General features: G+C 66.8%; 12 protein-coding genes. All 12 read right to left on the bottom strand.

All coding sequences use genetic code 11. The annotated features are described in order from the left end of the window. Nucleotides 1-156 precede the first annotated feature (156 nt). Nucleotides 157-2787, bottom strand: coding sequence for a malto-oligosyltrehalose synthase (treY, locus tag ACN9M2_RS07215; protein WP_426287421.1), 2631 nt, complete (start codon nt 2785-2787; stop codon nt 157-159). After that, nucleotides 2784-4862 carry a 4-alpha-glucanotransferase gene (gene malQ / locus ACN9M2_RS07210; protein ID WP_426287420.1) on the bottom strand — a complete coding sequence of 693 codons (2079 nt, stop codon included), beginning with the start codon at nt 4860-4862 and terminating at the stop codon, nt 2784-2786. Before malQ ends, treY begins: the two co-directional genes overlap by 4 nt. Before the next feature lie 3 nt (nt 4863-4865). Continuing rightward, the gene (treZ, locus tag ACN9M2_RS07205) at nt 4866-6617 is read right to left on the bottom strand and encodes a malto-oligosyltrehalose trehalohydrolase (protein WP_426287419.1); all 1752 of its coding nucleotides are present in this window, start codon (nt 6615-6617) and stop codon (nt 4866-4868) included. Beyond that, the gene (gene glgX, locus ACN9M2_RS07200; RefSeq protein ID WP_426287418.1) at nt 6614-8689 is read right to left on the bottom strand and encodes a glycogen debranching protein GlgX; all 2076 of its coding nucleotides are present in this window, start codon (nt 8687-8689) and stop codon (nt 6614-6616) included. The genes treZ and glgX overlap by 4 nt, the downstream gene beginning before the upstream one ends. 44 nt (nt 8690-8733) lie before the next feature. Beyond that, nucleotides 8734-10992, bottom strand: coding sequence for a 1,4-alpha-glucan branching protein GlgB (gene glgB, locus ACN9M2_RS07195; protein WP_426287417.1), 2259 nt, complete (start codon nt 10990-10992; stop codon nt 8734-8736). Further along, nucleotides 10914-14231 (bottom strand): maltose alpha-D-glucosyltransferase, encoded by a 3318-nt coding sequence (gene treS / locus ACN9M2_RS07190; RefSeq protein WP_426287416.1) that lies wholly within the window; start codon nt 14229-14231, stop codon nt 10914-10916. Before treS ends, glgB begins: the two co-directional genes overlap by 79 nt. A gap of 3 nt (nt 14232-14234) precedes the next feature. Beyond that, complete coding sequence (locus ACN9M2_RS07185; protein ID WP_426287415.1) at nt 14235-17507, bottom strand: maltotransferase domain-containing protein; 3273 nt, start codon at nt 17505-17507, stop codon at nt 14235-14237. Between the two features lie 160 nt (nt 17508-17667). Next, nucleotides 17668-18303 (bottom strand): FMN-binding negative transcriptional regulator, encoded by a 636-nt coding sequence (locus ACN9M2_RS07180; RefSeq protein WP_426287414.1) that lies wholly within the window; start codon nt 18301-18303, stop codon nt 17668-17670. A gap of 2 nt (nt 18304-18305) precedes the next feature. Beyond that, the gene (zipA, locus tag ACN9M2_RS07175; protein ID WP_426287413.1) at nt 18306-19319 is read right to left on the bottom strand and encodes a cell division protein ZipA; all 1014 of its coding nucleotides are present in this window, start codon (nt 19317-19319) and stop codon (nt 18306-18308) included. A 23-nt stretch (nt 19320-19342) separates the two neighbouring features. Beyond that, nucleotides 19343-22843: a chromosome segregation protein SMC gene (gene smc / locus ACN9M2_RS07170; RefSeq protein ID WP_426287412.1), complete on the bottom strand. Its 3501-nt coding sequence runs from the start codon at nt 22841-22843 to the stop codon at nt 19343-19345. Nucleotides 22844-23000: 157 nt separating this feature from the next. Further along, nucleotides 23001-23261, bottom strand: a complete 261-nt coding sequence (locus tag ACN9M2_RS07165; RefSeq protein ID WP_426287884.1) for a BolA family protein — start codon at nt 23259-23261, stop codon at nt 23001-23003. Nucleotides 23262-23263: 2 nt separating this feature from the next. Next, nucleotides 23264-23563, bottom strand: a complete 300-nt coding sequence (locus ACN9M2_RS07160; RefSeq protein WP_426287411.1) for a YciI family protein — start codon at nt 23561-23563, stop codon at nt 23264-23266. Between the last annotated feature and the right edge of the window lie 21 nt (nt 23564-23584).

Here is a 23584-nt window from a genome sequence, read left to right as displayed (position 1 = left end):
TCGGCGATCCCGCGGCAGCGGGCCATGTCATGGCAAGCACCCATCGCCGACAGGGTCGGCTCCCACCAGATAGGTCAGGCCCATCGAACCGGTGGCTGTTATCGAGTGGCTCGTGAAACGGCAGGACTCATTGTGGGAGCCGATTCATCGGCGATCCTACGGAGCGCCGGGCGAGATCCAGGCCGCAACCGGCAATTCGCCGAACACGGTCGCCGCCCCGGTCGGGCTGCCCCGCCCTGGCGCCGTCGCTTCCAGCCGGCCTTCGTCCAGCACCCCGGCCCAGGGGCCTTCGGGCAAGCGCAACGACGTCCCCTCCCACCGCCCTGCGGGAATCGCAGGCGTCTCCGTCCCACCCAGCCACCCGGCGGTGTGCCGCGCCACGGCGACCATTAGCCGCTGGCCCCGCCATTCGCGGACGAAGGCCAGCACATGCCCGGCCGCGGGGCCCTCGGCCATGAGCGGCCGATAGCTCCCCCGCGCGAACAGGTCGGGATGGGCCTGGCGCAACCGCAGCAAACGGGCGATCACCGCCTGCTTGATCGAGCCATCCTTCCATGCCGGCAACAGGTCCGACGGCGCGGCGTCGCGTTCGAGGGAGACAGCCCGGGCCAGGAAATCGACGGGACGGCGATTGTCGGGATCGACCAGGCTGAAGTCCCAGTAATCCGTGCCCTGGTAGAGGTCGGGCACGCCCGGCGTCGTCAGCCGCAGGACGGCCTGAGCCAGTCCGTTGGCCGCCCCGGGAACGGCGATGTAACCCGCGAAGGCCGCCACTTCCGCCGCCGATTCGCCCGAGAGAACGCTGCGCAGGAAATCCTCGCAGGCGTCCTCGTACGGCTCGTTCGGCGAGGTCCAGCGGGTCCAGCGCTTCGCTTCGCGCAAGGCCTTGCGTTGCCACGCGGCGATGCGTGTGGCGAAGCGTTCCACGCTGTCCACGTCGTCCGGCGACAGCCCATGTGGCCATGCCCCGACCAGCATCTGGTAGAGGATCAGTTCATCCGCCGCCGATGGCGCCATCCGCCCGTCCGCGCGCTGACGGAACACGGAGTGACGGGAGCGCCAGCGATCCACCGTCACGATCCACCGTTGGGGCACTTCGGAGAGCACGGCCAGGCGCGCGCGAAGGTCTTCGCCTCGTTTGTGATCGTGGGTGGCGGTAGCCAGCAGGTTGTACGGCAGCGTGGCGGCGCGCTCCGCACAGTGGCGGTGGAAATGTTCCGGAGCGATCGCCAGCTTCGCCGCATCGACGCCCACCTCGTTGCGCGACAGCAGCCTGCCATAGCGATAGCCGGCGGTGTCTTCCACGGCCTTGGCGGCCACCGGCGAAGTGGCTTGCTGAAACATCGCCATGGCCCTTTCGCGGGCGCGGCGCACCGGACCCGGCGGCAACGAGCGCGGCGCTTCGCCGCCGAGCCATCGCGCGACGAGATGCAGCAACTCGCTGTCTTCGAGACGAATGGTACGCAGGGCACCCTCGACGGCCCGCGCGAACACCGCTTCGTCATAGGCATCGCGGCCAACACCCCCCGCATAGGTGCGATACACCGGGAAATGCACGAGCAGTTCCACCAGCACGCGGCGGATGGCGGCCAGCGATACATCCCGTGTCGCGATGTCGGCACGCGCCGCGGCGAACAGGGCTCGCGCCGTACGGTCCAGTTCCGCTTCGAAACTGTCCACGAGGATCTGCCGTCGCGCACGTACCGCTTGAGTTCCGAAGTCCGTGCTCTCGCCCGTGAGCTTGCGCCACAGGCCCGTCAGCGGCGCCTCGCCGTTTTCGTCGTGCAGTACGGCCGACACCTGGTCCATGAATTCATAGCCGGTGGTGCCATCGGTGCGCCAATCGAGGCGCAGGGTCTCGTCCGGCGCGAGGATCTTCTCCACCACCAGGTAGGCCGCACCGCGCGGAGCGTCCGGTGGACGCTTCGCGCGCAGTGTCTCGAGCCGGTGACGCAACTGGCGGCAGTAACGGCGCGGATCGGCCAACCCATCGACGTGGTCGCAGCGCACACCATCGATCAGGCCCTCCGCGTACAGCCGGAAAATCGTCTTGTGCGTGTCTTCGAAGACGGCTGTCCGCTCGATGCGCAAGCCGGCCAGCTCGTTGATGTCGAAGAAGCGGCGGTAGTTGACCATGTCGCTGGCGAGCTTCCAGAACGCCAGGCGATAGTGCTGCCGTTCGATCAACGCATGCAGCGCCGCCCTTCCCTCGTCCGTCTCAGGATCATGCACGGCCTGCGCTTCCTCGCCCAACGTCGCCGAGGTAGCCGGCGAAAGCGGCAGGCGATCGTCATAGACCCGCAGCATCCACTCGTCGCGCCGTCGCACCAACCGTACATGGCCCTCGCGCAGGGTCTGCTCATAACCCGCGCCGAGGATCGGCAACAGCAGACGCCCCTTCAGCAACGGATCGGGCGCCTGCCACTCGATATCGAAATACCCCGCGTATCGGCTTTCCCGTCCATGCCGAAGCACGTCCATCCACCATGCGTTTTCGACGCCCACGCCCATGTGGTTGGGCACGATGTCGAGGATCAGGCCCATGCCGTGGGTACGCAGGCTCGCGACGAGACGACGCAGGGCATCCTCCCCGCCGATCTCCGGATTCACCTGATGGCAATCGACGACGTCGTAGCCGTGGGTGGAACCGGCCCGCGCGCGCAGGATAGGCGAGGCATACAGATGACTCACGCCGAGGCGCGCGTAGTAGCCGACGACGTCGATCGCATGATCGAGAGTGAAGCCCGCATGGAACTGCAGGCGCGCGAGCGCACGCGGAGCGCTCACGCCCGATGCCGGGTCTGGTCGATCACGGCGCATACGGCATGGGCGATCGGGCCATCGAACAGGCGTGACGACGAATCGGGCATTCGCCTGCGCCAGTTGGGATGGATCGCGTCGGTGGGACCGGGAAGGTTCGGCTGTTCGTGCAGGCCCAGGACGTCTTCCACGGGGAAGATCGCCAGGGGCGCGGGTGCCAGCGATACGTGCCGGGCCGCCGCGACGACCACGGGCGAGATATCGTCCGGCGCGGGCGGGGGGTCCTCGTTCCATGCGGAGCCGGACGCGAACAACGCCCGCCAGAGCATCACCCGCTCGACCTCACGCTGCGCCGCCTCGTCGACATCGGGATTGTCGAGCCCCGTGCGTTTGCGCCACTCCACGTCGCGCCCGCTCCACCATCCCGCCACCGTCGGCACGTCGTGCGTGCTGGTCGTCGCCATGGCCTTGCCGGACCATTCCGTCGGAGCGATGAAGCCGCCGTCCGCGGCACGCTCGAACCAGAGCACGCGGATACCGAGGACACCCTGGTCGGCGATCGTCTGGCGAAAATCGGTCGGCACGGTGCCCAGGTCTTCGCCGATAACGATGGCACGGTGCAGATGCGATTCCAGCGCGATCAGCCGCAACATGTCGCCGAGCGGATAACGCACGTAAGCGCCCTCGGTCGCGCCCGCGCCACGGGGCACCATCCACAGGCGCTTCAATCCCAGCACGTGATCAATACGCACGCCACCGGCATGGGCCAGCGCGGCGCGCAGCATGCCGATGAATCCCTTGAAGCCGGTCTCGCGCAAGCCACGCGGCGAGAACGTGGTGAGCCCCCAATCCTGGCCCAGCCGGTTGAGCGCATCCGGTGGCGCGCCCACGGACAGGCCGTTGAGCACTTCCTTCTGGTGTGCCCACGCATGGCTGCCGCCCGCATCGGCACCCACCGCGAGATCCGCCACCAGGCCGATCGCCATGCCTGCGTCGCGCGCGGCTTTCTGCGCACCCTCCAGGCCTTGCGTGGCGAGCCATTGCAACCAGGCGTGGAACGAGACCTCACGGGCGTGTTCGCGAGCGAACGCCGCCACCTCGAGGCCCGCCGGATCATGGAACGCCTCCGGCCATCCCTGCCATCCCCCCGCGCGCCCATGCGCGGTGAAGTCGGCATGCAATGCTTCGAAACGTGCGTGGCGCTCGAGCGGTTCGCCTTGCTCGCGCCGGAACGCGGCGAATCGCTCCGCGTGCACGATATCCACCGACGCCCACTCGAACACGGAACGGAGGATCGTCATCCGCGCACGCGCGGCGCGCGGCCAGTCGATCAACTCGAGCCATTCGAGTTCGGCCAGTTCCTGGCGCAGGTTATGCGTATCGATCACCGCGCGCACGGTCTGTTCGCCACTGGTCCGCGCCGGGTCGATATACAAGCCGTTGAGGAACAGGCGGCTCGACGGCGCATAAGGGCTGTAGCGTTCGGGAGCGGCCGCGAACAACGCATGCAGCGGGCTGATCGCAAGCGCGTCCGCCCCCTTCTCCGCAGCCGCTTTCGCACACAGTTCCAGCGCCGTGAAATCGCCGATGCCGCCGTCACCGGGACGGCGCAGGCTGGACATCTGCACGGCGATACCCCAGGGCCGATGGGCCGAGGCGATGTCGCCGATGCCGAAAGCGCGCGGTGGCGCGACGGCGAGCGTGATCGGCTCCTCGTCGATCAACAACGTGTAGTAGCCCGGCACGGCCGGCGCATCGACAAGTCGTTCACCGGAGGGTAACGCACCCTCGCTGATCCGGCCGCCTTCGTCCGTCACGATCTTCCACGACCGGCCGCGTGCCGCCGCCGGCAGCTCGACCTGTCCACCCGCTTCGGCGGTCAGCAGCCTCGGCGGTTGCCGGCCGCTGCGTTCTTCCTCGATGCGCCGCAAGCTCGCCTCGACATCGTCCGCGTTATCCGCCGGCAGCCCCAGGGCCTGCAGGACGGCCCGCACCGTTCGCGCCGGGGTCGATTGCGGCCGATCGAGGGCGTCGCGCCAGTTCACGTCGATCCCGGCCTGTTCGGCCAGTAACGCGAGGCGGTCGTCGAGGGGCTCGTTCACGAATCAGGACTCCAGGCAGGCAAGCGTGCGGCGGGCGGGAAGCAGGCCGCGCGACACGGAAGCGACATCGGCGGCATCGCCATGCAACCAGGCCGCAGACGGCGATGGTGGCTTCGCGAAAGTGACGTCGGCGTCGCCGACATTGACGAACAACGTGAGCGACGAGCCGCCCAACGACCAGGACGCGACGAAAGCGCGTTCACCGGCTTCCTCGGCGCCGAGGCTGCGTGCCTCCTCGATATGTGGCGCGATATGCTTCTGGCGCAAGGCGATCAGTTCCCGCACGAGCGTCCGGCGCACATCGCCGCGCTCGCGATCCCTCACGGGGATGGACGCGGTAAACGTGGCGTATTCGTTGGGATCGGGAATGTCCTCGCCGGAGAATCCGGTGAAGGCGTCGAACTCCTTGCGCCGGCCATTGCGCACGGCCTCGCGCAGGTCTTCATCGGGAAAATCGGTGAAGAACAGGAACGGTGTCCGGCTGGCCCATTCCTCGCCCATGAACAACATGGGTACGAAAGGCGACAGCAGGAGCAACGCGAGCGCGGCCTCGAGCGTTTCCGGGGAAACGAGCGTGCTCAGCCTGTCTCCCAACGCACGGTTGCCGACCTGGTCGTGGTTCTGCAGGAAGTTCACGAACCGCGACGGCGGCAGGTGAGCGCTGGGCTCGCCGCGGCGGCGGCCGCCCATCGGTTCGCCCTGGAAAGCGAAGCCTTCGCGCAGGCTGCGCAGCAGCTTGTCCATCGGCGGGTGGTAATGCGCGTAATAACCCTCTTTCTCGCCGGTCAGCAGCACGTGCAGCGCATTGTGGAAATCGTCGTTCCACTGCGCGTCGAACCGCCCGCGGCCAAGCAGGTTGGCCTGGTTGGCTTCGTTCTCCAGAATGAGGTGGACATGACGCCCCGGTTCCACGGCGGCATGCACGCGGTCCGCCAACGTCACCAGCCAACCGGGATTGCCGATCGCGTGCACCGCATCGAAGCGCAGGCCATCGAAACGGAACTCCTGCAGCCAATACAGCGCGTTGTGCACGAAGTAATCGCCCACCTGCGGCGTCGCCACGCCGATGGCCACACCCCACGGCGTGTGCGTCGATTCGTCGAAGAACGGCGACGCGTACGCGCCGAGGTAATTGCCCTCCGGTCCGAAATGGTTGTAGACCACGTCGAGGAAGATCATCAGCCCGAGGCCGTGCGCCGTGTCCACCAGCGACTTCAGGTCGTCGGGTGAGCCATAGGCGTCCGCCGGGGCAAAGGGCAATACGCCGTCATAGCCCCAGTTGCGTTCACCCGCGAACTCGGCGATGGGCATCAATTGGACGGCGGTGATACCCAGTGAAGCGAGGTGCGGCAAGACCATCTCCACGCCATGGAATCCGCCGAGCGCACCCGCGTGCAGCTCGTAGATCACGGTTTCGTGCCATGGTCGGCCATGCCAGCCGGCGTGCCGCCATGCGTACCCGGCGGGATCGGTGACCATGCTGAAACCGTGCACGTCGCCACCGACCTGCCTGCGCGAAGTGGGATCGGGCACCGCCACGTCGTCGCCGATGCGAAAGCGATAGCCGCAACCCACGTCGGCTGGAAACACGCATTCGAACCAGCCGTCGTCCAGCGCGCGCATCGGCGAGACATGGCCGTCGTCGCATTCGATCGACACCGCGTCCACGTCGGGAGCCCAGAGCCTGAAACGGGTGCGGCCGTCGCCCAGGTGCCTGGCGCCATACGGCATCGCATGGACGAAGGTGTCGCTCATGCCGGCTCCGTCCTCACCGACGCGGTCAGGAGGATCACGCTGCGTCCTTCCACCTCGATCGATGGCTCGCTCCAGGGCGTTTCCGGCGCCGTCGGCATGGCGCTGTTGCAGCTCATCCGCCAGTTCACCGCCGGCTGGGGAAGGTGGAACACGTGCTTCTCGGGCGTGGCGTTGATCAGGACCAGGGTCACGTCGGCACGCTTTTCGCCGTACGCCTGCGCGCGGCGCAGCGCCAGCAGGCGGCCCTCCGTGTATCCCCAGGTCTCCTGGGTCATCTCCGTGCCGCTTTCGTCGAACCAGGTCACCTCGCGCATGCCCGGGGCCACCTCCGTGTCCCCGCGCAGGAAGTGCGCAGCCCTCAGCGTCGGGTGCTTTTCGCGAAGGCGGACGAGGCGTGCGACGAAGTCGGTCAGCTCCCTGCCCCGTTCATCCGTGGCCAGTTTCCAGTCATACCAGGACAGTTCGTTGTCCTGGCAGTAGGCGTTGTTGTTGCCCTGCTGCGTGCGGCCGAACTCGTCGCCGCCCAGCAGCATGGGCGTGCCGTGGGAGAAGAACAGCGTGGAGAGCATGGCGCGCTTGGCGCGATCGCGCGCGGTACGGATACCGGGATCGTCCGTGGGACCTTCCACCCCGTAGTTGTAGCTTTCGTTGTCGTTGCCTCCGTCGCGGTTGTCCTCGCCATTGGCTTCGTTGTGCTTGTCGTTGTAGCTGACCAGGTCTTCCAGCGTGAAGCCGTCATGCGCGGTGAGGAAATTCACCGACGACCAGGGTTTGCGCCGATGATGATCGAACAGTTCGCCGGAGGCTTGCAGGCGTCCGGCAAGCGCGCCGCGCATGTTGGAATCGCCTTTCCAGAACTTGCGGACGTCGTCGCGGAACTGGCCGTTCCACTCCGCGAAGCCCGCCGGATGGTTGCCCAGCTGGTAACCGCCGGGCCCGATGTCCCAAGGCTCGGAAATCAGCTTCACGTTCGCCAGCACCGGGTCCTGGCGCATGGCGTCGAACAACCCGCAACAGGGGTCGAAGCCATGCTCCTCACGGCCCAGGCTCACCCCCAGGTCGAAGCGGAAGCCGTCCACATGGAAGGTCTGCACCCAGTAGCGCAAGGAATCCATCACCAGCTGGAGCACCCTTGGATGCGCGGTGTTCACCGTATTGCCGGTGCCGGTATCGTTGATGCAATAGCGCGGATTGTCCGGCATCAACCGGTAGTAGCTCTTGTTGTCGAGGCCCCGGAACGACATGGTGGTACCCAGTTCGCTCCCCTCGCAGGTGTGGTTGTAGACCACGTCGAGGATCACTTCGATGCCGGCCGCGTGCAGCGCCTGTACCGCCGCGCGGATCTCGTTCAGCGCGCCCTCGGCGAGATAGGCCGGTTCGGGGGCGAAGAAGGCCAGCGTGTTGTAGCCCCAATAGTTACGCAGCTTCATCTCCGTGAGGCGGCGGTCCTGCAGGAAGGCATGCACGGGAAGGAGTTCCACGGCGGTGATGCCGAGCTTCACCAGGTAGTCGATCACATAGGGATCGGCCAGTGCGATGAAGGTACCGCGCTCATGCTGGCGGATGCGCTTCAAGGTGCGTGTGAAACCCTTCAGGTGGGTCTCGTAGATCACCGTCTCATTCCACGGCGTGTGCGGCCGGTTGCCGTGGGTCCAGTGCATCGGTTCGTCGACGACCACGGCCTTGGGCATCGCCGCCGCGCTGTCGCGCCGGTCGAACGAGAGGTCGGCGCGCGGCGACGAAACCCGGTAACCGTGCAGCGCATCCGACCAGCGCACCTGTCCGTGCAGAAGGCGCGCATACGGGTCGAGCAGCAGCTTGTTGGGATTGAAACGATGCCCTTCTTCGGGAGCATAGGGGCCATAGGCGCGGAAACCGTACAACGTGCCGCCGCGGACGCGCGGCAGGTAGCCGTGCCAGATCTCGTCGGTGCACTCGGGCAGTTCGTAGCGTGCGATTTCACGCTTGCCCGACGGATCGAAAAGGCATAGCTCGATGCGCTCGGCATGGGCGGAGAACACGGCGAAGTTGGTTCCCATGCCGTCACACGTGGCACCGAGCGGGTATGGCATTCCAGGCTGCATGCGTTCGGGAAGGGCGGGCATCGGATTCCTCGTCAATCGGCCACGAAGATGACCGTGGATAGGGGCGGCAGGCTGATCACCAGCGAGCGGTCGAAACCGTGCGCGGGAACGTCTTGCGCGTATCGTTCGCCTTCGTTGCCCACGCCGGACCCACCGTAATCCGCCGCATCGGAGTTGATCGCTTCGCGCCAGCGGCCCGGCTCCGGCACGCCGATGCGGAAGCCATGGCGAGGCGTCGGGGTCATGTTGCTCACCACCAGGGCGGGACGATCGCCATCGGCCATGCGCAGCCAGGCGAAGACGCTCTGCGCGGCGTCGTCACCGATCACCCAGCGGAATCCACGCGGGTCCGTGTCCCAGGCATGCAAGGCGGGCGTGGCGGCATAGAGCAGGTTCAGATCGCGGACGAGCTTCTGCACGCCCAGGTGCAAAGGATGGTCGAGCAGGTCCCAGGCGATCTGGGCATCGTGATTCCATTCGTGGGGCTGGCCGATTTCACCACCCGTGAACAGCAACTTCTTGCCGGGGTGTCCCCACATGAAACCGTAGTACGCGCGCAGGTTCGCGAAGCGCTGCCACTCGTCACCAGGCATGCGGCCAAGCAACGACCGTTTGCCGTGCACCACCTCGTCGTGGGACAGCGGCAGCACGAACTTCTCGGAATATGCGTAGACCATGCTGAAGGTCATCTCGCCGTGGTGCCAGCGGCGGTGGATCGGATCGCGCGACATGTACTCCAGCGAATCGTGCATCCAACCCATGTTCCACTTGAAGGTGAAACCCAGGCCGCCCTGCTCCACTGGCTGGGTCACGCCGGGCCACGCCGTGGATTCCTCGGCGATGGTCATGCAGTCCGGATGGCGCTCCGCCACCAGCTGGTTGACACGACGCAGGAAAGCGATGGATTCCAGGTTCTCGCGGCCGCCGTACATGTTCGGCACCCATTCGCCCTGCTTGCGCGAGTAGTCGCGATAAAGCATCGACGCCACCGCGTCCACGCGCAGGCCATCCACATGGAAGCGTTCGAGCCATGCCAGCGCACTGGCGACGAGGAAGGCCGAAACCTCGTTGCGGCCGAGGTTGAAGATGAGCGTATTCCAGTCCTGGTGAAAGCCTTCGCGCGGATCGGCATGTTCATACAACGGCGTGCCATCGAAGTGCGCCAGGCCATGGATGTCCGTCGGGAAATGCGCCGGTACCCAATCGACGATCACGCCGATGCCGGCTTCGTGGCAGCGGTCGACGAAGCGCGCGAATGCCTCCGGAGTACCGAAGCGCGAGGTCGGCGCGAATTGCCCCAGCGGCTGGTAACCCCACGAGCCGCCGAACGGATGCTCGGAGACCGGCAGCAACTCGATATGCGAAAAACCCATCCCGGCGACGTATGGAATCAGGCGTTCGCCGAGCTCGTCCCAATGCAGTTCGCCGCCATCCTTTCCACGCAGCCACGACCCGGCGTGCAATTCGTAGATGGTCAGCGGCGAGCCTGCGTGATGCAGCGCCCCGCGCCGGCGCAGCCAGGCATCGTCGGTCCAGTGGAAGGCCGTGGGATCGGCCACGATCGAAGCCGTCGCGGGCGGCAGTTCGGCGGCCAGCGCCACCGGGTCGGCGCGTTGGGTCAACGAGCCGTCCGCACCCCATATCTCGTATTTGTAGCGCGCCCCTGCGAGCAGGCCGGGTACGAACAGTTCCCAGACGCCTGCCGGCACGCGCTTGCGCATCGGGTGACGGCGCCCGTCCCAGCTGTCGAAGTCGCCCACGACGCTGACACGCTTGGCATTCGGTGCCCACACCGCGAAGCGCACCCCGTGCACGCCATCGATGGTGACCGGGTGGGCGCCCAGGCAACGGAACAACTCGGTGTGGCTACCGTCGGAGAGCCTGCGGAGGTCGTCCTCGCCCAGCAGGGTGCCGAAGGCGTAGGGATCGTGGGTGTCCTGCGTGGCCGCCGGCCAATGCACGCGCAGCCGGTACGCGGGGGCTTCGACGAAACCCGCGAACAGCCCTCCCGGATGGACCCGCGCCAGTCCGGCGATCACGCGGCCCTGGGCATCGATCAACTCGACGCCCTGCGCGCCGGGTTGCAAGGCCCTCACCACGCGGCGTCCATCCACCGCGTGCGGGCCGAGCAACGCGAACGGATCGCCGTGCCGTCCTTCGACCAGCGCGTCGACCGCGGCGGGATCGGCCAGGCCGTAAGTGCGAGGATCGGTCACGTATCCTCCTTCAGTTCGTTCGCCATCCCGCCACGCGCGATCTGCAGCAATCCACGCAACGGTACGTCGAGCCATCCCGGACGGTTCGCCGCCTCGTAGGCGACTTCATAGGCCGCCTTCTCGATGACGAAGAGTTCGAGCAGGGGTGCCAGCGCCCCGGGCGCGATCCAGCGCACGGGGGCGGCATCCAGCACGCCGCGGTACGCGGCGAGGAATACCTTTGCCGAACGCTGGCGGAAGCGGGCCAGGTAATCGCCGAATCCTTCGTCCTCGGCCGGCGCCAGGCCGTCCTCGCCGCGCCGGGCCATCGCCGCGGCGTAGTCGAGCGAGCGGAGGAAGCCGGCGACGTCCCGCAGTGGCGAACTCTTGCTGCGACGTTCGTCGAGCGTACGCGCCGGCTCGCCTTCGAAATCGATGATGAAGGCATCGTCCTGCACGACCAGCACCTGGCCCAGGTGAAAATCGCCATGGATGCGCGTGGCCAGTGCACCGTGCCCGGCCGCGGCCAGCGTACCGATGCGTTCGTCCAGTGCGTGCGCGAGGCCGCGCAGTGCGTCCACGTCGGCGACCAGGGTCGGTGACAGTTCCGTCTCCGCATCCACCGACAGCAACGCGCGCTCCACTTGGCCGCGCACGCTTTCACGCCAGGCTTGCACCGTGGCCTCGCTCACCGACTCCGGCGAAAATGCCGGGAGTTCGCTCGGTTCCGCCAGCAACGCATGCAGTTCGGCCAGCCGTGTACCGACAGCCGTCGCGAACGCGTCGTAGCCGCCCTCGATCTCCGCCTTGCGTTCCTCCTCGCCGGAATGGCTGAATTCGTCGTAGCTGCGGCGCAGGTAATCCAGCGTCCACGCCCACGCATCGCCCTGGTTGCGCAGGAAACCCTGCAGGACCGCCAGCGTGGTCCGCTCGCCGTGCTCGCCCAGTCGCACCACCTCACCCAGCAGCGGCGCGGTATTCGCGTAGCCGTTCTCGGTGAGGAAGCGGCTCATTTCGACTTCGGGATTGACGCCTGCCGAGGTACGCCGGAACAACTTCACCACCCCGGCATCGTGCAGGATCATCGAACTGTTCGATTGCTCGGCGGAAAGCCAGCGGTTCTCGATGGCCGTGTCGAACGTGATGCCGGCAAAGGCGATGGTGGGCTCGAAGCGCACGACACCACCTTGCGTCGCCAGTTCCACGCCGTTGCGCAAGCCGATGAGGAGACCGCTGGCGAACGCCTCGAGTGCGAAGCCATCGGTGAGCAAGCCGATCCGGCGCCCACGGCGAACGCGTGCCAGGGCGAGTTGCTGCGCCCGCGCGGTCGGGTTCTCGTCTTCCCAGACGATACCCACCGGAAGGCTGTAGCGCTCCTTGCCTCCGTCCGACAGCGTGGCTTCCACCTCGGTAAGGATGAGGTCGTCGCCACGGTCGGGCCAGGCGGCGCCGTAGAGGATCTTCACCGACTCGATGCCGCGATCCTTGGCCGCGAACCACCGGCGCACGGCGAGGTAGTTCGGCAGCACCTGTTTCTCGATCACCCCGCGGTGATGGGCCATCACCGGGCCTTCGACGAGGGCGCCACGCAGTACGAGCGTCTCGTAGTCGGGCATCGGTTCGGCCGGTACCTCGTGCCATGCCGGCATCTGCGCGTTCGGGCAGATCTGGAACGCATAGAATCCATAGGGAGGCACGGTGAGCAGGTATGGCAGCTGCCCCACCGGCGGGAACGAGGAACCGCCCATGATCTCGATGGGCACTTGCCCGTCGAACGTGGCGAGGTCCAGTTCCACCGCCTGCAACGAGCGCGACATGTTCGCCACGCACAGCACGTGTTCGTCGTCGTATTCGCGCAGATAGGCCAGCACCTTGCGGTTACCGGGGTAGAGGAACTTCAGGCTGCCGCGCCCGAACGCCTTGTAGCGCTTGCGCACGGCGAGCATGCGGCGGGTCCAGTTGAGCAGGGAGTGCGGATCGCGCGCCTGCGCTTCCACATTGATGGCCTGGAAGCCGTACAGCGGGTCCATGATCGGCGGAAGAACCAGGCTCGCCGGATCGGCGCGCGAGAATCCGCCATTGCGATCCACCGACCATTGCATCGGCGTACGCACGCCGTCGCGATCGCCCAGGTGGATGTTGTCGCCCATGCCGATCTCGTCGCCGTAATACAGCACCGGCGTTCCCGGCATCGACAACAGCAGCGCGTTCATCAGTTCGATACGGCGACGGTCGCGTTCGAGCAGGGGCGCGAGACGGCGGCGGATGCCCAGGTTGATCCGCGCGCGGCGATCCGCGGCATAGGTTTGCCAGAGGTAATCGCGCTCGTTGTCGGTCACCATCTCGAGGGTCAGCTCGTCATGGTTGCGCAGGAAGATCGCCCATTGGCAGTTGTCCGGGATCGCCGGCGTCTGCCGCATGATGTCCGTGATCGGGAAGCGGTCCTCGCGGGCGATCGCCATGTACATGCGCGGCATCAGCGGGAAATGGAAGGCCATGTGGCATTCGTCGCCGTTGCCGAAGTAATCCTGGGTGTCCTCGGGCCATTGATTGGCCTCGGCCAGGAGCATGCGGTCCGGGTAGTGCTGGTCGATCTCGGCGCGGATCAGCTTGAGGATCGCGTGCGTCTCGGGCAGGTTCTCGTTGTTGGTGCCCTCGCGCTCGATCAGGTACGGCACCGCGTCCAGGCGCAGGCCGTCCACGCCCAGGTCCAGCCAGAAGCGCATCACGTCGAGCACCGCCTTGAGGACCGCCGGGTTGTCGAAATTCAGGTCCGGCTGGTGCGAGAAGAAGCGGTGCCAGAAGTACTGGCCGGCCACCGGGTCCCATGTCCAGTTCGACTTCTCGGTATCGAGGAAGATGATGCGCGTACCGTCATAGGCCTGGTCGGTGTCCGACCAGACGTAGAAATCCCGCGCGGCGGAACCTTTCTTCGCCTTGCGCGCACGCTGGAACCACGGGTGCTGGTCCGAGGTGTGGTTGATGACCAGCTCGGTGATGACGCGCAATCCTCGCGCGTGGGCCTCGGCAATGAAGCGCCGGGCATCGGACAATTTGCCGTAGTCGGGATGGACCGCCTTGTACTCGGAGATGTCGTAACCGTCGTCCCGCCGCGGGCTCGGATAGAACGGCAGCAGCCACAGCGTGTTCACGCCCAGCTCGGCGATGTAATCGAGCTTGTCGATCAGGCCCTGGAAATCGCCCACGCCGTCGTCATTGGCGTCGAAGAACGACTTCACGTGCACCTGGTAGATGATCGCGTCCTTGTACCAGAGTGGATCGCTCGAGAAGTCGGGAGCGACCGCCTGCTTCTTTCCCTTGCCGCGCATTGCCATGGATCAGACTCCCGGAAGCCGCACGTGCCACACCGCGTAGGGCTGGCCGAGGCCGAGCCATACATGCTGCGTGGACCCGCGCCAGGTGGTGGATTGGTTGTGCAGGAGGTCGTGGATGTCGATCGGGGCATCCGCCGATAGTCCCCAGTCGCCGAGCGGAAGGCTCAAGTCGGCCGCCTGGGCGTTGTGCGGGTCCATGCTGATCGCCACGAGGACGAGGTCGTCGCCGGCACGTTTCTCGAAGAACAATACCTGGCCGTTATTCGCCGGCAGGAAGCGCACGCCAAGATGCGTCTGCAAGGCGGGATGGGCACGGCGGATGCGATTCAGCTGGGCGATCTCCGCCACGATGTTGCCCGGCGCGTCGAAATCGCGGATTCGTATCTCGTACTTCTCTGAATCGAGGTACTCCTCCTTCCCGGGGATCGGCGCGGATTCGCAGATCTCGAAACCGGAGTACATGCCCCACAGTCCCGACAGCGTCGTCGCCAGCGCGGCGCGGATCAGGAAGCCCGGGCGTCCGGAGGTCTGCAGGAAGTACGGATTGATGTCCGGCGTGTTGACGAAGAAGTTCGGCCGGAAGAAATCCTTCGGCGGCGTGGTGGTCAGCTCGGTCAGGTAATCGATGAATTCCTGCTTGGAATTGCGCCACGTGAAATACGTGTACGACTGGCTGAAGCCGACCTTGGCCAGGCGATACATCGGCTTGGGACGCGTGAAGGCCTCGGAAAGGAACAACACGTCGGGATACTTCGCGCGAACCCGCGCGATCATCCATTCCCAGAAGGGAAAGGGCTTCGTGTGCGGGTTGTCGACGCGGAACGTGCGCACGCCCTCGGCGGCCCAGAACAGCACCACGTCGCATAGCGCCTGCCAGAGCGAGGGAATCGCGCCCTCGGCGTAGAAGTCGACATTGACGATGTCCTGGTATTTCTTCGGCGGGTTTTCCGCGTACTTGATGCTACCGTCGGGGCGCCAGTCGAACCACTCCGGATGCTCCTTCAACCATGGGTGGTCGGGCGAGCACTGGATCGCGAAATCCAGGGCCAGTTCCAGCCCATGCGCATGGGCGGCGTCGCGCAACGCGCGGAAGTCCTCAAGCGTTCCCAGTTGTGGATGGATAGCGGTATGGCCGCCTTCCGGCGATCCGATGGCATAGGGGCTGCCCGGATCGCCGGGACCGGGACTGAGCGTGTTGTTCGGTCCCTTGCGGAACGCCGTGCCGATGGGGTGGATCGGGGGGAAGTACAACACGTCGAAGCCCATCTCGCGGATCGCCGGAAGACGCGCGATCGTGCCGCGGAACGTGCCGTGTTTCTCCTTGGACCCGGTCATCGAACGAGGGAACAACTCGTACCAGCTCGCGAATCCGGCCTCGCGCCGGTCCACCTCGAGCAGATAGGGCCCCGCCACGCTCGACCGTTCGCGCGGATCGGTCGCGGTCATAAGGTCCAACGTGCTATCGGCGAGCAGGATCTCCAGGCGGTCGTCCCCTTCGGCCTTGGTCACGGCCGCGGCGAGGTTGCGCAAGGCCCTAGCCTTCGGGCCGGCGGCATCCTTCGCCCTTGCTTCCACCAGCAACCTGCCCTCCTCCAGCTCCAGGGCGATGGGCACGTTCGCGGCGTGCTTCAACTCGATTTCATGGCGGCAGGTCGCGAACGGATCGCGCCACGCCTCGATCTGGAATTCATGGCGGCCGATGCGGGTCGGCGTGAAACTGGCGGCATGGATGTCGTTATCGACCAAGGCCATCGTCGTTTCGCGCCAGGTCTTTTCGTCCTGTGCGCGATATCGCAGCCGCGCGGAAAGCACATCGTGACCATCCATGAAGATATCCGCCGTGACCGCGACCGGCTGGCCGACGATGCATTTGGCGGGAAACCGCCCCGCATCCACCGTGGGTGCCACCGCCTCGATGATTACCCGTGATGCGCGGGTGGACGCTTGCAGGAATTCCCTCTGGGCCACAGCCCCGAGCTTCCGCTTCGCCGGCACGGCCTGCGTACCCCGCAACGTCAGCACGGCACCGGGCTCCAGGATCACCCCGTCGCCCTGGTCGAAGATCTTGCGGCCATCGGGCGTGGTCCAGGGAGCGAAATGGGCCGCCGCATCGGCCAACGCCTCCGCCGCGCCCAGCGCCACCTCGCGATCCATGGAAGCGTTCACCAGCGTCAGCGTGGCGCGTCCGGCGGTGCGTGGGTCCGCGCCATCCACGGTGAGGAACGTCGCCACGCCATGGCTCGTCCGGATCAGCGGCGGCCCCGGCATGTGTTCGCCCACCGACTCGTTCGCCGCCTTCACCGTCTCCGTGACATCCAGCACCGCGTCCCTGGCCAATGCCGCCGGCGTCACCGGGTTTCCGCGGCGAGGGTCCAGCGCATCGTGCACGGCGTACTCGAACCCGAGCGGCATCATCCATCCGGCAGGCGACGTGGCGCTGAAGGCGATGGCGCGGCGGTAAGCGTGGTCGAGCTGGTTTTCCTCGCCCAGTTCGTCACCCAGCCGTGTCGAGAACGGCGCCTCGGTGCAGGCGAGGACGGGCGCCAACGCGTCGAGGCGTTCGGCCTCCTCCACGAACCACGAGGAACGGAAGTCCCACCAGCTGGCCGAGGAGACGACGGCATCGAAGCCCGCGCCACGCAACGCAGCCACCTCATCCGGCGTCAGGCCCGGTGTCCACGCCAGGAACGCCGTCCGGGGCGCGTCCGCCCGAACGGCATCGAACAGCGTCTTCCACACCGTCGCGCCCAGGCGCTGCGGATGAACCAGGCGAAAACCCGATACACCCGCCGCCGTCCAGCGACGCAAGCGGTCGATCCACCACTGGCAGGCCGCATCGACCACGGCGGGATCGTTGAACCGCCAGCGCGCGCTATCGCTTTCGCTCGGCGTCCAGCGGGGGTCGGGCGTGCCATGTTGCGCGGCGACCGCGCGGAACCATTCCGGGTGCTCCTGGCGTACGGGCGCATCCGCGGCCAGTTCGTCGAGGGGAAGGTCCAGCCAGAGTTCGAGGTCGTGCGCGCGGCACGCCTTGGCGATCTGCGCCAGCCGCGTCGTCGCGTCGCCGTCCGCACCGAGGGCGGGATGCAGCCGGTCGAAATCGCGGGTCACGAAGACGTCGCCACACGCCGACGGTTCGAACGGGGGAGCCACCAGCAATTGGCGAAAGCCGAGCGCCGCCGCGTGCTCGATCCACGCGTTCCAGGCGGTCAGCGGCCCCGCCAGCAGCGGGTGCAGGTAATAAATGCGAAATGGCGCACACGGGCTGGCCGACATCTGACTCGCGTTCCTCGAAGATGGGGACGAGCATGCCGGGCCGGATGTATGCATCGTGCCAATGACCCGGGCACGCGAAGGCCAAGACAGTGACGCAGAGGGGTGTTGCGACAGTGTGAATGCACGCCGCAAGGGCGGCCTGGACGACGGATCGGAGGCGCTAGGCCACGAACGAGCGCATGGCCCTTGCGATGGCCTGTTCGTCGTCGCCGGTCCGTTCGGCGAGCAGTGCCGCCGCGCCGCGCCGGTCTTCCCCGGTGCGGTTCTGGCCCAGTTTCCACTTGCCCTCGATGCGATCGAGGGGAATGCGAATGCCGACGATCCCCTTGAGCATGCTCGCGACGTAATCGGCCGGTGCGTCGTCCACCTGCCACGGCCGCGCTTGCGCCGCGTCCGTCTCGGATTGGTCGGTCAGGCGTACCAGCAAGGCGCGAAGGCGGGCCGGATCGGCGAAGGTCTCCGGCACGCCATAGGCATGTACCGCGATGTAGTTCCAGGTGGGCACTTCGCGATGATGCGTGGCCTTGCCGGGATAGCCGTTCGGCGAGATATAGGCATGCGGGCCGGCGAAGATCGACAAGGCCTCGCCAACGTGCCGGGCGACATGGTCGTTGCCTTTCGCCACGTGGGCGTAGAGCGTGCCCAACGGGCCCTCGTCAGGTGCCAGTACGAAAGGCAGGTGCGAGGCCTCGATGCCACCCTCGCCCGACGTCACCAGCGTGCCGAAGGCGATCTCGCGGATCGCCTCGTGCAGTGTTGGCAGACGTTCTTCGCGGAAGGCCTTCGGCGTGTACATGATTATTGGCCGAACTTGATCTCTTCGCCTTCGTGGCCGCGGTCCCAGCCACGCAGTTCGTCACGCATGTGTGCGATGCGCTGGCGGCCGAGGGCGTTACGTTCCTCGTCCAGGACCAGGCCGTCGAGCAATTCGGCGAGGCGCTGCGCCGTGGGCAGCATCGCGTCCCAGGCATCCAGTGCCGACACCGGACCCGGCAAGGCCATGAAGAACGACAGGCCCGGTGTTTGCAGCGTCGCGATGCGTGCCATGTCGAAATTACCCGGCTTGACCAGGTTGGCCACGCTGAAGATGGGGCCCTGTTCCGGATGGCCGTCGACCAGTCGGTGGTAGATGCCCATGTCGCCGAACTCGAGGCCCGCTTTTTCCGCGGCCACCACGAGGTCGGAACCGTTGAACTTGCTGCCCTCGCGGGAAACGACGTAGAGGCTGACGATGCGCTCGACCGGCGCATGCGGCGGGCGGCGGCCCAGATCGGAACGAGGCGGCGCCTTCGGAGGTGTCGGCGGAGCCGCCGGTGCGGGTGCCGGGGCCGGCGCTGGAGCCGGTACGGGCGCGGCGGCATGGAAAGCGGGTTCGTCGGTCTCGAACGGCAGGTCGAGGCGCGGATCGATCCGAGACGACGGGCCGCGAGGGGCGGGCTCGTCCTTCATCACGGGGGCGGCCGACGCCGTGCGCTCGCCCGCCAGCGAGGCACCCAGCCTCTCCAGCTCGGCGCGCAGGTCGACATCCAGTTCGCCCTGCGCCGGCTTCGGGCTGAACAGCGGATCGCCGGCGTCTTCGTCGCGCGCGCTGAAGGATTCCTGCGCCTCGGCGTCCAGCTCGTCCCGCTCGTCGCCGAACACCGGCTCGCGGCGTTCGCGCGCGCGTTCGGGCTGCTCCTGCACGGGCTTTCGGCGCCCTTGCTCCTTGCGTGGCTGGCCGAACAGCCAGAGCAGCACGAGCACGACGATGCCGACGAAGAGCATCGGGATGCCTACCGCGGGATTCCAGGCGAGGCCGATGACGGGGTTCATGGTCGATTCCTTGGATGTGATGCTTAGGCGACGCCGACGAGCTTGGTTGCCTCGGCCAGGTCGACCTGGACGAGACGCGACACGCCCGGCTCCCGCATGGTAACGCCGCAGAGCTGGTGTGCGGCTTCCATCGTGGCCTTGTTGTGGCTCACGAAGATGAACTGCACCTTCTCGCTCATCTCCCGGACCATGGCCGAGAAGCGGCCGACGTTGGCTTCGTCCAGCGGCGCATCCACCTCGTCCAGCAGGCAGAATGGCGCCGGATTGAGGCCGAAGATGGCGAACACCAGCGATACGGCGGTGAGCGCCTTCTCGCCGCCGGAAAGCAGCGTGATGTTCGACACGCGCTTGCCGGGGGGCCGCGCCATGATCGCCACGCCGGTATCGAGCAGGTCTTCGCCGGTGAGTTCGAGATAAGCGTGGCCGCCACCGAACAAGCGCGGGAAAAGCTCCTGCACGCCCGCGTTCACCCGATCGAACGTTTCCTTGAAACGCTGGCGGGTTTCGCGGTCGATCTTCTTGATCGCCCCTTCGAGCGTCTCCAGCGCGCTGGCGAGATCGGTCAGCTGCGCATCGAGGTATTCCTTGCGCTGCGACTGCTCGGCGTGTTCCTGGATGGCCGCGAGGTTGACCGGCTCCAGGCGGGCGATCTTTTGCGATAGTTCGGTCAACTGCTGCTGCCAGCGCTCCGGCTCGGCGTCCTCGGCGAGTTCGGTGAGCAAGGCCTCCAGTTCGAGCCCGGAGGTGGCGATGGCCTCGGCCAGCTGCTCCGCGCGCAATTGCAGGGCCTGCGCGGCGAGCCGCTTCTCCGACACGCTCTCGCGCACCTGGTTGAGCACGTGCTCGATACGCTGCCGCTCCTGTTCGAGGCGGCGGAACTCGGCATCGCAGTCTTCCAGGGCACGACGCGCTTCCACCAGTTGCCTGTCGACCAGCAGGCGCTGGTCGAGGTAGGTCTGCCGCTCGGCCTCGAGTTCGGCGATGGGGTCGGAGCCCGCGGCGAGCTGCTGGTCGATCTCGTCACGACGCGCCACCACCTGGCGAAGCTGCGTGTCGAGGCGGCCCAGCGCCTGTTCCAGCGAACCCAGCGCGGAACGCTTGGACTCCATGCTCAACGCGAGCTGATGGGCCTGGTCGGCGGCTTCGCGCGCGTTGATGCGCGCCTCCTCGCGTGCTTCGAGCAGCTCGCGGCGCTCGTTTTCCAGGCCTCGGCGCTCGTCTTCCCGGTCACCCATGTGGCCCACCGCCTCGTCGAGGCGGGCACGGGCTTCACGGGTCTGTCCTTCGAGTTCGTCGAGCTGCTCGACGATGACCGAAATCTCGCCGCCGACCTTTTCGGCCCGGGCGCGCGCCGTTTCCATCTTGCCGCGATGGCTCTGCAATTGGCCGGCCAGTTCGGACAGACGGCGGTGCGCGGCGTAGAGATCGCGCTGCGCATCGTCACGCAGGCGCTCGGTCTCGAACTTGCGGGTACGCAGGGTTTCCAGCTGCTCGGTGCGTTCCTCGATGGAAGCCTCGAGCGTTTCGATCTGTTCGGCGAGCTGGCGGATGTCGCGCTCGCGGGCGAGCACGCCCACCTGGTTGCCCTGCGCGCGCAGCACGCGGGCCCAGCCCGGGCCCATCCAGGCGCCGTCGCGGGTGATGACCGACTGGTGCGGCGCCAGCGAGGCCAGCCGCGAGGCGGCTTCCTCGACCGAATCGGCCACGAAGACATGACCGAGCAGGTTCACCGCGGCCAACGGACCGCGCACGTGGGCGGCCAGCGTACCGGCGCTGCCGGGACCGCCCTGCTCGCGCGCGAACAAGGCGACGTCGGCCTGGCCCAGCGCCTCGAATTCGGGGGTCAGCGCGTCCGGGGCGTCGACCAGCACGCCGTCGAGCACGCCGGCCAGCACGGTTTCCACGGCGGATTCGTAACCGGCATCCACTTGCAGAGATTCGCCGAGGCGGCGCGAGCGGTCCAGGCCCAGGCGGGCCAGCCAGCCGCTGGCGGCGGTTTCTTCCTGGCCCAGCGCCGCGCTTTGCAACGCTTCCAGCGAGGCCTGCCGGCCGCGCGCGGTCTGCAGTTGCTGGCGGGCGTCGTTCAACGCCGACTGCACCTGGCGTTCCTCGTCGAGCACCCTCTCATAGGCGACCTTGTGCTGGTCGAGCACGCCGCCGAGTTGCTCCACCCGTTCGCGATGGGTCTCGTGTTCGGTGTCCAGTTGCTCGGCGGCCGCGTCGAGCGCGGCGACGTCGGTGGCCCGCTGTTCGGCCTCGAGCGCTTCGCGGCGCTTGGACAGGTCGACCGCCTGGCGGTCGAGGTAGGCCAGCTTGGTGCGCTCCACTTCCGCGGCGCGGCTGGATTCGGAAGCGCCGCGCGTATGCGTGTCCCAGCGCTGCTGCCAGTCGGCGAGCCTGACTTCCGTCGAGCGCTGCGCCTCGCCCGTCTCGTCCTGGATCTGCTGCAGCGATTCCAGCTTCGGCTCGCCTTCGGCCAGCGCCATGCGCAAGGCCTCGATCTGCTCGCGATCGGCGCCGATGTGGCCTTGCAGTTCCTCGTATTCCCGCTCGGCGTCGGCACGCGAACGCGTCAGGCGCTCGTTGAGGTCGCGGTTGTGCCGCACCTGTTGCTCGACGCGTGCGATCTCGGCGCCGACCTTGTACACCTCGGCCTGCACCTGATTCATGTGTTCGCTGGCGCCCTGGTGGCGCTCGCGCACGCTTTCCAACTGTGCCTCGACCTGGCGCTGCGTGGCCAGGTGCTTCTCGATCTCCAGCTCGGCTTCGCGCAGGCCGGAGCCCTCGCCCTCGTGGCGCCGGTGCAGCGTGCGGTATTCCAGCGCGCGCAATTCGGCCTCGCGGCGGGTGTGCTCTTCCTTGAAGGCCTTCCAGCGCTCGGCGGCGCGGGCCTGGCGATTCAGGTGGTCGAGCTGTTTCTCGACCTCGTCGCGCACGTCGCGCACACGGTCGAGGTTCTCTCGCGTGGACTTGATGCGGCTCTCGGTTTCCTTGCGGCGCTCCTTGTACTTGGAGATGCCGGCGGCTTCCTCCAGGTGCGTGCGCAGTTCCTCGGGCGCGGCCTCGATGATCTGGCTGATCATGCCCTGCTCGATGATCGAGTAGGAACGGGGGCCGAGGCCCGTGCCGAGGAAGAGGTCGGTGATGTCGCGCCGGCGGCAGCGTGCACCGTTGAGGAAATAGGCGGACTGGCCGTCGCGGCTGACCACGCGCTTCACCGAGATCTCGGCGAAGCTGGCGTATTCGCCCTGGATCGTCGCGTCGCTGTTGTCGAAGATCAGCTCGACCGCGGCCTGGCCCACCGGCTTGCGTGCGCTCGAACCGGAGAAGATGACGTCGGTGAGCGAATCGCCACGCAGGCGGCTGGCGGCCGATTCACCCATCACCCATCGAATGGCGTCGATGATGTTCGACTTGCCGCAGCCGTTCGGGCCGACGACGCCGGTCATGTTGGTGGGCAGGTGCAGCGTGGTGGGGTCGACGAAGGACTTGAATCCCGCCAGCTTGATCGTGGTCAGACGCATTATGTTTTCCGTTGGGACGCGGCCGTGGGCTCCCGTTCGGAGCCTCCCCCTGGCTGATCGATCACTTTGCCAAAGGGGGACGGGGTGCGCAATACACGAAGCAGCATGAGGTTAAAGCGCTAACCCATTGTTTTACCGAAAAAGCCTTTATGAGAGGTTATGGCTCCCCGGGAGCTTTCGCCTCGATGGCCAGGGCGTGGATGCCGTCGGGCATCATCTCGGCCAGGGCCGCGTAGACCATGCGGTGCCGCTGGATCGGGTTCTTGCCGGCGAAAGCCGGGCTGACGATCCGGGCGAAGAAATGGCCCTTGCCCTCGCCCGAGTGTCCTGCGTGCTTGTGGCCTTCGTCGATGACATCCAGTTGGACCGGGGCCAGGGCCTCGGTCAACAGGGTGCGGATGCGTTCGACTTTCTCGATCGTCATGGCAGGACGGCGCGGAAAGGACGGACCGTCACGTCGCGATAAACGCCGGCCTCGACGTAGGGATCGGCGCCAGCCCAGGCTTCCGCGGCTGCGAGGTCACTGAACTCGGCGACGATCATGCTGCCCGCGAAGCCCGCCTCGCCCGGGTCTTCCGCGTCGATCGCGGGAAACGGACCGGCGAGTTTCAGGCGGCCCTCGTCCTTCAACGCGTTCAGTCGCGCGATATGCGCCGGACGCGCCGCGAGGCGCTTCTCCAGCGAGTTCGGATGGTCGAGGGCGACGATGGCATAGAACATGGAAGTCTCCGGATAACGAGG

It is taken from the genome of Luteibacter sp. E-22 (assembly GCF_049913125.1).
In the GTDB taxonomy this organism is placed as follows: Bacteria; Pseudomonadota; Gammaproteobacteria; order Xanthomonadales; family Rhodanobacteraceae; genus Luteibacter.
Note: the sequence above shows the minus strand (reverse complement) of the source record. Positions and strands in the feature narration are given on the sequence as shown.

Excerpts from the sequence above, each read along its gene's own strand:
- treZ (WP_426287419.1), bottom strand. The coding sequence starts at position 6,617 with ATGAGCGACACCTTCGTCCATGCGATGCCGTATGGCGCCAGGCACCTG.
- glgX (WP_426287418.1), bottom strand. The coding sequence starts at position 8,689 with ATGCCATACCCGCTCGGTGCCACGTGTGACGGCATGGGAACCAACTTC.
- glgB (WP_426287417.1), bottom strand. The coding sequence starts at position 10,992 with ATGGCTCGACGTACCGTTGCGTGGATTGCTGCAGATCGCGCGTGGCGG.
- treS (WP_426287416.1), bottom strand. The coding sequence starts at position 14,231 with ATGGCAATGCGCGGCAAGGGAAAGAAGCAGGCGGTCGCTCCCGACTTC.
- ACN9M2_RS07185 (WP_426287415.1), bottom strand. The coding sequence starts at position 17,507 with ATGTCGGCCAGCCCGTGTGCGCCATTTCGCATTTATTACCTGCACCCG.
- ACN9M2_RS07180 (WP_426287414.1), bottom strand. The coding sequence starts at position 18,303 with ATGTACACGCCGAAGGCCTTCCGCGAAGAACGTCTGCCAACACTGCAC.
- zipA (WP_426287413.1), bottom strand. The coding sequence starts at position 19,319 with ATGAACCCCGTCATCGGCCTCGCCTGGAATCCCGCGGTAGGCATCCCG.
- smc (WP_426287412.1), bottom strand. The coding sequence starts at position 22,843 with ATGCGTCTGACCACGATCAAGCTGGCGGGATTCAAGTCCTTCGTCGAC.
- ACN9M2_RS07160 (WP_426287411.1), bottom strand. The coding sequence starts at position 23,563 with ATGTTCTATGCCATCGTCGCCCTCGACCATCCGAACTCGCTGGAGAAG.